Here is a 9,646-nt window from a genome sequence, read left to right on the forward strand (position 1 = left end):
AAGAAAATCACTATAAATTGTTATTTTTTTACGTTGATCAGTCATGTTTTTCACCTCTAATTTAGTTTGTAAATCATATAATAGCCTAACTTCTAACGTTTTACTAATTACAGACTTCCCCTTACTTATAATATATATCCACTACAGAAGCTATTCGATGATACCATGTTCCCTTGCTACTAAAACAGATTGAATCCTTTTATTAACGCCTAGCTTTCCATATAGATTAAATAAGTGGTTTTTTACTGTACCTTCAGTAATTCTAAATTTTATTGCAATATCCTTGTTAGAAAGACCTGAAGCTATTGCTTCCAATATTTCGACTTCTCTTTTAGTTAATGATTCAACAAGAGGAAATTCGGTTTGTCCACTTCCGCTATCTCCTTCACTAAACTTCTCATTAAACAGGTTCTTATGAGAAGCCCATTTTTCAAAGACAGAGGCACCCAAGGTTCTAAACTCTTTAATACTTTGTTCATTTATAGTAGTAGCTTCGCTAGTCTCGTATGTATCTGATACGATTGCGCGGGCTATCGCTAACTCTAAGGGTGTTCGAAGAATCTCAAAGCAATTTATGCTTCTATTTAAATGATCTCTTGCAACATCAATTTCACCATTTTGATAACGAAGCAAACCTGCCAGTAGATGACTAACACCGTTTACATAGTTAGGCTCCTTTTCAGGCGTCCCTTGATATAATTGTACTAGAAGCTCTTCTGCCTTTTCCACCAATCCGACTTTCACCAGCCAAAGCCCCTCTATTAACTTTAAAAAGATTTGCATTCCATGTGCATTTCCCCAATATACTATTTTGCTTCCTACAGAAGTATCCTCGAGATACTCTTGTGTAATTGCTTCAACAGCATCAATGACATGCAAAGCAGACTTTGACTGATGTGCTCCCCCTTCAAGAAATACCTCATGAGTTAGTTTAAGCGATTCTAGAACAAGAAGATGTCCTTCTGCTTCTTTCCCTTGTAATACTAGTATGAGAGCTCTTAAATCCAATGTACAAATCACCGCAGCATACACTTCGTAATCCCGTGCTAAATTCTCAATGGCTTCTGCTTCAAGCAACGACTTGTTCCAGTCACCCTGCATGAAATATGCATTCATCCCTACTAAGCGAATAGATATTTCATGAATGACCATCCCGTTTTGTCTGACTAATTCTACACATTCCTTTGTATATTTTATAGCTTTGTTAAAATCACCTTGATTTAAAGCAACGTAGCCAAATAAACAATACACGTCATAAATTAACTCTGGTTCACGTAACATGCGCGCATCTGCAAGCATCGTATTTGCCTTTTCTAGACTAACAGGCGAACGATCCAATGACATGAGTGAAAAATGGGCTTCACGGTTTCTCCAAAGAAGTTCTCCGTGAGGTGATGGGAATTTCATAACATACTCTTTTAAAGACAAAATGGATTTATTAGCTTGACTGATTTGTCCTGCATTTAAATCATTAAACACCATTTCATTCATCATCCATAGTATATCCGCACTTTCTGTTTCACCATCCCATAAATCGAGTCCTTCCAAAATATGTCGCATACATTCTTCAAATGAACGTGTTGATTCAACCCAAGCCATTAAACGTTTAATTCTTATTTTGATAGGATCTTCAAATGTCTCTTGAAATAGTTGGTTTAAAAGAACTAGCGCCTGATGTGGTTTATCTACATATGTGAGCGCTTCACTAAGCATAAGACTAACGCTAAATTGCAATTCACTATTGTCAGAAGAGTCTATGGCTTGAAGAGTTTGTTTCGCCTTTTCTAAATATTCAACTGCTTTTTCATAGCTTCTAAGTGTTAAATATCTTTCTCCTGCTTTATACAAAATATTTGCTGACAATAAGCCATCGAACATAGTTCCAGTCTCTAACATATGTCTTGCAGCATAAATAATGTCTTGGTTATACCAAGCGTTTGCCAATGTATAATGAGCTTGACGAATCTCTAGCAGCTGAAATTTCGGTACAGCAACATCTTTTAACATTGGATGTGATAGTGTATACACAATATCATCTATGACGATTTCCTCTTTTATGATTCCTTTTTTCAGCAAACCTGACACATGGTCTGATAAGTCCTTAGTAATACTCGCTTTCTGTAATACTCCCCATGGGATAAACTGTTTACTAGCAATAAACAATAATAGAAGATCCCACTCATTTGCAGAAAGAGCGTTCAACCTCTCTTCAAGTAAGGATGTGATACTTAAAGGAACCAGTTTTTCGGCTCCTTTATCTAGATCCCAGCTTCCATCATGGTTATATATACCTCCAGATAGTTCGAGATTGGTTACCATCTCTATAATATAGAGCGGAACTCCTCCAGTATGGGCACTTATTGCACTCAAGGTCCTATCTTCTACCTTCCCAGACAATTTTGTCCGTATAAGTTCATTGCTTTCAGAGATGGATAGGGCGCTTAATTCTATTGTCTTAAGCAGCTTGTGGTGAGCAAGATATTTCTCTAGTTGGTTGTAAGGTTCATATTCAGACGAAAGAGAACTTCTACTTGTAGACAAAATCACAAGCCGTCCCTCTTCTTTAGTATACTGAATGCAATATTGTATCCATTCTAATGTATCTAGATCTGCCTCAGGTAAATCATCTATCCAGAAGATTACTGACCTTTGAGCAGATAAAGATAAAGTAAAAAGCCTTAAGCTTTCGAATAACCTAGTTCTTTCAAGACTAGCCTGAGCTAACGGAATAGGAAGAGGGCCTCCTAGACTAGGAAATAAGACATTTAGATAAGGATACTCCATAGCTAGCGTACTTCTTTTCTTAGGAGTGTATTGTTCTAACTCTGAACGGAACGCTTCAATTATTGGGGCAAATGCAAGGCCTTTCCCCATATTCCAAGCATGACCCTTTAACACCAGCCAACCCTTCTCTTGCGCTTGATTAGTAAAGTCATGGGCTAGATTTGTTTTACCTATTCCAGCTTCTCCCTTGATCACAATCGTTTGAATGCGATCTGTTAGTCCTTCATCTATAATCAAATGTAACTGTTCCAATTGAGTAGCTCTACCGATTAAGGAAGGATTATATTTCTCTTGGAACCGTTTCACGATGCAGGACTTCCTTTCTATGTATCTTATATTTCCATTTTGGAAAGAAAATTTTCTCTATTACTTTTCATTATACATTTTAATCAATATAGTAGTTTGACTATTCTTATATTTATCCCCTATAAAGAAACACAAAAATAGGTCCGGACAAAATTAAATGTCCCATCCAAGTCAATTTACAGTTGGATTGACATTCCTGGCGTGTTAAATTCTCAGAACAAACCCTTCCATAGGAGGGGAATCAGTCTACTAAAAGGAATTTATTTCTTGGGACTTCCTTTGCTTTCTCGAGTAGGATCAGCCCAAATTAACGGAATAGATTATGATGCAAAGAATATTTCTGATTATCTTAATAAAGATATGAACAAAGGGGATTTACATTAATTTTTAATCAATTTACTCAACAAAAGAACACTCCCACCCTTCTATACCTGGATTGAAGATGTTCTTTTCAGTTGTTGTATTATGTAAGCTTTTTTGTGTATGTTGTAGATAATTAATCACTTTTAAAGTTTATGTTTATAAAACCATATTGATTATTCTCTTAAAAGTCTCTTCCTCATCATCGATTCCGATTTTTTGGCTTAAGGACTTATTCAGTCGCAATAACTCTGGATACATACTTTCCATCGTTCTAGCAATGCAACTGGGTTCCCGACCGCATGACCAAGATTTCAAAAGTGATAGTTGCCAATCATTTAATTGGCTCCGGTTCCCTTCTACTTTTGACCATACGCCGTAAGAACTATCCAGATGCTTATCCATCTCCATATACCATCCGTCCGCGATCAACCATCGTACTCTATCCAGGTTGGAAAGTGCATAATACATCTCATTTCTCATAAAAGCCCGGTATGTTTCGTGGAGAAAGGCGAGGACCTTGTTCTTCCAAAAAGAAATATCTTCCTTTTCAATTATAAATTGTTGATTGGATATTTCCACTATTAACTGTTTCAAAAGATTGGATGGATCGTAAAGAGGTTTTAACCCTTTTAACCATATAGATGGAACGACCTCATCTATCGTTTTATACCAACTGTCCACCTTTATAAAACTATCGTAGTGTGTAACTACAACAGGTGTGGTCGGAGAAGCTTGCTCGTGGAATAATACGGTTCCCCATTTTGATGAGCGTTCTCGTTTGTTCTTAATAAAACCATTTTTACTATCCGAAGTCACGATAACATGTAAATCAATATCTGAATAATTATCAAAATCACCTCTACCTAAGGATCCTCCAAGATAAATGGCTAACACACTTTGATCTTTAGACAAATCCGCTAACGCTTTGTCTAAAAGTTCTTGCCGATATATCGGTAACTCCCGATCCCGTTCTATATGCTTAGATACAAATCCCACTCATACTTCACCATCTCCTAAAACTATAGATTCAATATTCATCATTATACTTTCGACAAACATCTATTAATTCCTTTAAATGGACAAAATTTTACCATAATGTTGCTGTGACAAATAATAAGAATAGTCACATCCAACATAAGTAAATCCAGCAAAGTACGTCCGGTCCTTTATAAGATAGCCTTCTATTAAAGTCTAGTGATTTTCGTTACAGGCGGACGCTTTCCGCGGGCGAGCAACCGAGACTCCTCGTCGCAAGCTCCTGCGGGGTCTCGTCTGTCTCGCTTTTTCCGCAGGAGTCGCCGCCTTCCACTACAATCATTCCTTTTTAAAAATCAAAAAATCAACGTAAATACATATAAAAAGTTGTCATATTTTATAAAATTAACGTACCCAATCCTATATTCTGGTAGGACTTCTACTAAGAGGAAACTTGCGTTTCTAAAAAAGGAAATCACGACTTCACATTAATCAGATTAACGAGAGTGGTACCGAAGAAGTAACGTTTTAGCATGTTAGTCTAGCTATACTAAAAACACTATGAACTCGGGTTTCTTGAGACTCTATAGTTATATACTTTTGTATAGAAACACTTGTAGACAAAAGACAATATTAAACCAAACCCTTCAATATTTATTTTTTTTGAAGAGTTTTACTATTACCTCTTTTTTGCTTGAAGATCACTTTTCATAGTAGATGGTGGCTTACGTGAAACGTAACGTATGCCATGCTGGTTTCTCATCAAAAACGTCCTAAGAAGTTGAAGTTTCGACCATTTTTAACCTTTTTACAATTACAAAAGGTTGGCTCTTTGAGTAGACTTGTTTACTAGATTCTCCAAATTAATGGTTTCCTTAGCTGCAAGTTTTGCCAATAAATCAATTTTCCTTTGATAAAACTGACGGTCTAAAGATTGGATTTCATTTTTATCCATGCTTTCAATGATATACAATTGGATTTTCCAAATATCCTCTTTAGATTGTATTGGTGCTAGTTGTGCTGCATTTATGAGCGAGTCCGTCATGGCGCCCAAAACGGAAACATCCCCTTGTCCAAAATGACTTAATTGATAGAATGTGTGGTAAAGCACTTCATCAAAACGATGAAGACTAAGCTTAACTCGCTGTTTATTTTCTTTATCCATGAAGATTAAATCTGCTTTAGGTAATTGACTATATCTACCTAGTAACCTACCTAATTGATGAATATTATGGATGGCCGTGTTAGGATCATTAATTCCTGGCGATATGGAACGTAACGAAACTTCTACCATTTTTTGAATCGCAAATACTGGATCCTGTCTTGTGTCCCGCTCACGTCCAATAGTAAACAATTTTTCAGGGTTTTCTTCAATTTCAGTTGATTCTTTTAGATAGAGTGTAACTACAGTTGATCCAGATGGAACAAAATCTCCGATATAAAATTCGATTTCGATTCGGCCATCATATTTTTTAGCTAAAGATACTAGTTGAATGATATCGAACAATTGAATATACCCGTCTTGACCTGCAATAATTGGATGAGCAATAGGGTGAGCAGACCATTTCCCATCTATATTTGTCGTTAGATTTTCTCTCTTCAAAAGTTTTTCATAACCTGCGACTGCCTCTTCACCTTCAATAGCCAACTTCTCAATTAATTTATTCACTTGAATATTTTGAGCAATGTGATAAATGAAAGCTGCAAAAAAACCAAGGCAAACCATCGCATACAAAACACCTACGAATGAAGAAATAACCGTTTCCCCGTTAATTGACTCTTGCATAAATAACAATGATAACGTGGTATAAATAAATCCACCCATAAAGATTCCTAACACTCTCCACACCATTGGATCCCGAACAAAATTTTTCATGGTTCGTGGTGAAAACTGAGAAGAATAAGTCGTTAATACTACCAGGATTGTCGAGAAAGTAAACGTCGTCATGGTCAAGAGTGCCGCTGATAGACCACCTAATATTATCTGTGCAAGGTCGACCGTCGTTAAAATAACATGTGGAACGGATTCCAATAGAAAATCTTCTAATATTAGATCAATCGCAGAAAAAATAACGGCCAAAATGACAGAGAGTAAACCATACAAACTAGGAACAAACCAAATACTCTCCTTGAACTTTAACCAATAACGTTCCATATTCTCAACTCCTTAAACTTTCTAGTTGGTGTTGTTCCAAGACGTCAAAATAGGTTTTATTCCAAAATTAATGTGTGTAACTTATTCACTAGAATTATCAAAATATGTTCGATTTTTTCGAGAAAAATGAAAGGCATGCAAAATTTTGAGTAGAGGACGGGATAGTAATTGGACACTTCCAATAATAAACAAAATAACCCCTGCTGTTTGTGTAGACTCAGACAAAAATAATATACTACCAATTAAAAACTCTAACCCTAAGGTTAAGTCATTCAATAATGCTATAATTCGATACTTTTTATCGAAAGATACCTCAAAGGTCCCCATATGGAAATAGAAAAAATCCTTATTATCTTTATTACTTTGCAATACAAAAACCTCCATTGATGGTCTATCATTTAATACCACTAATTTCTAGAAATAAACATGAAGAGTTAATAATAGCAACTTTATTATTTCCTTTTACAATAAAAATAAGTTTTTTGCCACTGTTTTTCCATTCTGTTCTATTGTTCCCATTTTCTCGGTTTTTAATTGAGTTTGCATAAAAAATGATTCATTAGGAACACTATTTAGGTATCAGTTTTTTATTAGGAGGTGAAATAAAATGGGGGTTATTTCAACTTCTCCAACAATGATGGATCAATGTATCGAGGAATGTTTGCGATGTTCTCGTGCATGTGAAGAATGTCTTACTGCATGCTTACAAGAACCAGATGTTCATGCAAGAGTTGCCTGTATGCAAACTTTACGTGATTGTATTGATATTTGCTTTGTAGCAACAGGGTTTATGGCAAGAAACAGTACAAACTCAAAAGCACTTTGCGGACTTTGTGCATCAATTTGCGAAGCTTGTGCTACTGAATGTGAGACATTCAAAGACGATCATTGCCAAGAATGCGCTAAAATTTGTCGTTCCTGTGCTGAAATGTGCCGACAAATGTCAGCTTAAAATCTCTTACTTTATAAAGATTTGAACAAATACTACTAAAAAAGGTTCGAGAACCTTATCGTATAATTTCAAATTAATGAGACACTTTAAAACACCTTCGTAAAAAAAGTACACAAGTACAGAAATCGAAGGTGTTTTAGCATGGACTAAATCTATAATTCTAGTGAGAAAAACTTGAGTAGCCGTGTTGAAGACAAGAGAGATAAATCAAATAGATAATATATTCTATTCTATTACTTCTCGTCTTCCAGTTCTTCTATAAGTTTTTCCATTTCCTTTATTTCTTTACGCTGTGCCTCAATAATTTTATCTGCAAGCTCTTGGACGCGAGAATCTGACAAATTAGCACGCTCACTTGTCAGGATGGCAATGGAATGATGCGGAATCATTGCTTTCATCCAAGAGGTATCTTCGACAGTTGTTTGACTACGTACCAACCAAAGTGAACCAGCAAAAACAATTGCACTAGTAGCTAGTATGATCAAATTCATTCGTTTCTTTGTGTACATGTGACGCATAAAAAATAGCATGACTACTGCCATTACAGAACCTCTTCTTTTATCTAGTTCGACGTATCTTTCTGATAAACCTTCCGAATTATCCTACTCACACAAAAATAACTCTCCTTCTTACTACATACCAACTAATGTAGGGGTGTTAAAGACTTCGATAAAACAATTGTATGCTAGATTATTCAAAATCCTCACACGAATTCGGCCCTATTAAATACCTTTATTCAAATTCTTCTAGTGAATGAAATTAACCTAAATCTATATTTTAGAAGAATATGTCTCTCGTGTCGTCTTTCCCTCTCTCCTTCTCTATATAAGTTTTGAAAGGAGGTGATAAACATGGCAATCATCGACTTTAAACAAGCTGTTGTTCGTATGACGTTTGAAGCTGGTTACACTCCAGAAGGTAAGGTGATCAAGAAAGCATCTTCATACCGCAATATCAGTCAAGCTGCAACTGCTGATCAGTTAGGAAGTGTCACTAGTATTTTGTCCGGGTTCTCTTCCCGTCCATTACTCGCTTCGGAAAAGATTGAAACCGGCAATATCCAAAACTAATTTGAAAGGGGGAAATGACCAATGGCAAAGGTACTAGAAATGTTGTTTGATACAGCTCAAGGGAAAAAGTTTACGATTTCTGTGGACGAGCCTCGTGCAGACTTAACTAGTCTAGAAGTAGACACTGGCATGCAGGCTTTGCTTGCTAGTAACGTGTTTTACGCTGACGGTGCAAACCTTGTATCTGCTTACCAGGCGCGTATTGTGGAACGTAACGTAACTGCACTTTAATATAAGAAAAGCGGAAAGCGCCTTCTAGTCCGACGCCGGCGCTGGAAGGACCGAATCGAAAGCCTGCTTTCGCATGAGGGCCTGAAGCTTAGGTGCGGGCTGGCGCTTGGAGCTAGACATAGCTACTCCAAGTTCAAAGGTGTAACTCGAAAAAACTTATACTTTCTTATATCATGAAGAAAATGGCTGCCACAATTTAATTGTGTGCAGCCTTTTTTTCTACAGTTAAGAAACACTGGATTTTTCGTGAGATTAATAGTAGAGAGGAGGAACTTCTGATGGATGAATGGCTGACAATGATCCAGGAAGTAGGGTTTCCGATTTTTGTGTCATTTTATTTAATGCACCGTGTCGAAACAAAACTTCAAATGATACATGAAGCCCTGTTATCTTTAAAGATAACAGATTAGTTGTTGCATAATTTTTAATCATTATCCATATAGACGAGCCTATAAATAAAATAGAAGGCCACTCCCACAGTTTTCACTTAAGGAGTGGCCTTTTTAAAATTGATTCTGTTTTACATGATTCTATTGTTCACCCTATTTCCCCTAATAATAACCTTATTCCAAGTAAACAAGACCACTAAAACAATAACGTTTTTTAATTATTAGTGTATTTTATCCTAATAGACAGCACTAGAAGCTACTCACTTAATTCAAATAATGTAATTAAGATTTTTTCTCTATTCCACTTGAGTCAATTTCATAACTCCTCAATTAGATAATAAACACGAACATTTAATTGTTATCCGTTTATTTTAAACAGGTATCGTTTGATTGTAGCGCAAGGCGGCGACTCCAGTGGGAA

The 9,646-nt window shown here is 36.1% G+C and carries 9 protein-coding genes; 4 read left to right on the forward strand and 5 right to left on the reverse strand.

The window, feature by feature from the left end; genetic code table 11:
* Positions 1-150: 150 nt before the first annotated feature.
* The 4 genes from B371_RS0118600 to B371_RS22145 form a co-directional block, all read right to left on the reverse strand.
* The gene (locus B371_RS0118600) at positions 151-3,090 is read right to left on the reverse strand and encodes a helix-turn-helix transcriptional regulator (protein WP_019415831.1); all 2,940 of its coding nucleotides are present in this window, start codon (positions 3,088-3,090) and stop codon (positions 151-153) included.
* A gap of 519 nt (positions 3,091-3,609) precedes the next feature.
* Positions 3,610-4,449: a nucleotidyltransferase domain-containing protein gene (locus B371_RS0118610; protein ID WP_019415833.1), complete on the reverse strand. Its 840-nt coding sequence runs from the start codon at positions 4,447-4,449 to the stop codon at positions 3,610-3,612.
* Between the two features lie 793 nt (positions 4,450-5,242).
* Positions 5,243-6,583: a DUF2254 domain-containing protein gene (locus B371_RS0118615; RefSeq protein ID WP_019415834.1), complete on the reverse strand. Its 1,341-nt coding sequence runs from the start codon at positions 6,581-6,583 to the stop codon at positions 5,243-5,245.
* An 81-nt stretch (positions 6,584-6,664) separates the two neighbouring features.
* Complete coding sequence (locus B371_RS22145; RefSeq protein WP_019415835.1) at positions 6,665-6,952, reverse strand: YrhK family protein; 288 nt, start codon at positions 6,950-6,952, stop codon at positions 6,665-6,667.
* A 238-nt stretch (positions 6,953-7,190) separates the two neighbouring features.
* Here B371_RS22145 and B371_RS0118625 point away from each other — a divergent pair, with 238 nt between their 5' ends.
* Positions 7,191-7,535 carry a four-helix bundle copper-binding protein gene (locus B371_RS0118625; protein WP_019415836.1) on the forward strand — a complete coding sequence of 115 codons (345 nt, stop codon included), beginning with the start codon at positions 7,191-7,193 and terminating at the stop codon, positions 7,533-7,535.
* 233 nt (positions 7,536-7,768) lie between these two features.
* On the opposite strand, the gene B371_RS22150 is transcribed toward B371_RS0118625, so the two are convergent.
* Positions 7,769-8,077, reverse strand: a complete 309-nt coding sequence (locus B371_RS22150) for a DUF305 domain-containing protein (RefSeq protein WP_019415837.1) — start codon at positions 8,075-8,077, stop codon at positions 7,769-7,771.
* A 309-nt stretch (positions 8,078-8,386) separates the two neighbouring features.
* Between B371_RS22150 and B371_RS0118635 the strand changes: the two genes are divergently transcribed.
* From B371_RS0118635 to B371_RS23130, 3 genes are all read left to right on the forward strand, one after another.
* Positions 8,387-8,605, forward strand: coding sequence for a DUF1659 domain-containing protein (locus tag B371_RS0118635; protein ID WP_019415838.1), 219 nt, complete (start codon positions 8,387-8,389; stop codon positions 8,603-8,605).
* 21 nt (positions 8,606-8,626) lie between these two features.
* The gene (locus tag B371_RS0118640; protein ID WP_019415839.1) at positions 8,627-8,836 is read left to right on the forward strand and encodes a DUF2922 domain-containing protein; all 210 of its coding nucleotides are present in this window, start codon (positions 8,627-8,629) and stop codon (positions 8,834-8,836) included.
* A 278-nt stretch (positions 8,837-9,114) separates the two neighbouring features.
* Positions 9,115-9,246 (forward strand): YvrJ family protein, encoded by a 132-nt coding sequence (locus B371_RS23130; protein WP_019415840.1) that lies wholly within the window; start codon positions 9,115-9,117, stop codon positions 9,244-9,246.
* Positions 9,247-9,646: the final 400 nt, after the last annotated feature.

This window comes from Paenisporosarcina sp. TG20 (genome assembly GCF_000286315.1).
GTDB lineage: Bacteria > Bacillota > Bacilli > Bacillales_A > Planococcaceae > Paenisporosarcina.

Excerpts from the sequence above, each read along its gene's own strand:
- B371_RS22150 (WP_019415837.1), bottom strand. The coding sequence starts at position 8,077 with ATGGCAGTAGTCATGCTATTTTTTATGCGTCACATGTACACAAAGAAA.
- B371_RS0118640 (WP_019415839.1), top strand. The coding sequence starts at position 8,627 with ATGGCAAAGGTACTAGAAATGTTGTTTGATACAGCTCAAGGGAAAAAG.
- B371_RS0118625 (WP_019415836.1), top strand. The coding sequence starts at position 7,191 with ATGGGGGTTATTTCAACTTCTCCAACAATGATGGATCAATGTATCGAG.
- B371_RS0118635 (WP_019415838.1), top strand. The coding sequence starts at position 8,387 with ATGGCAATCATCGACTTTAAACAAGCTGTTGTTCGTATGACGTTTGAA.
- B371_RS23130 (WP_019415840.1), top strand. The coding sequence starts at position 9,115 with ATGGATGAATGGCTGACAATGATCCAGGAAGTAGGGTTTCCGATTTTT.
- B371_RS0118615 (WP_019415834.1), bottom strand. The coding sequence starts at position 6,583 with ATGGAACGTTATTGGTTAAAGTTCAAGGAGAGTATTTGGTTTGTTCCT.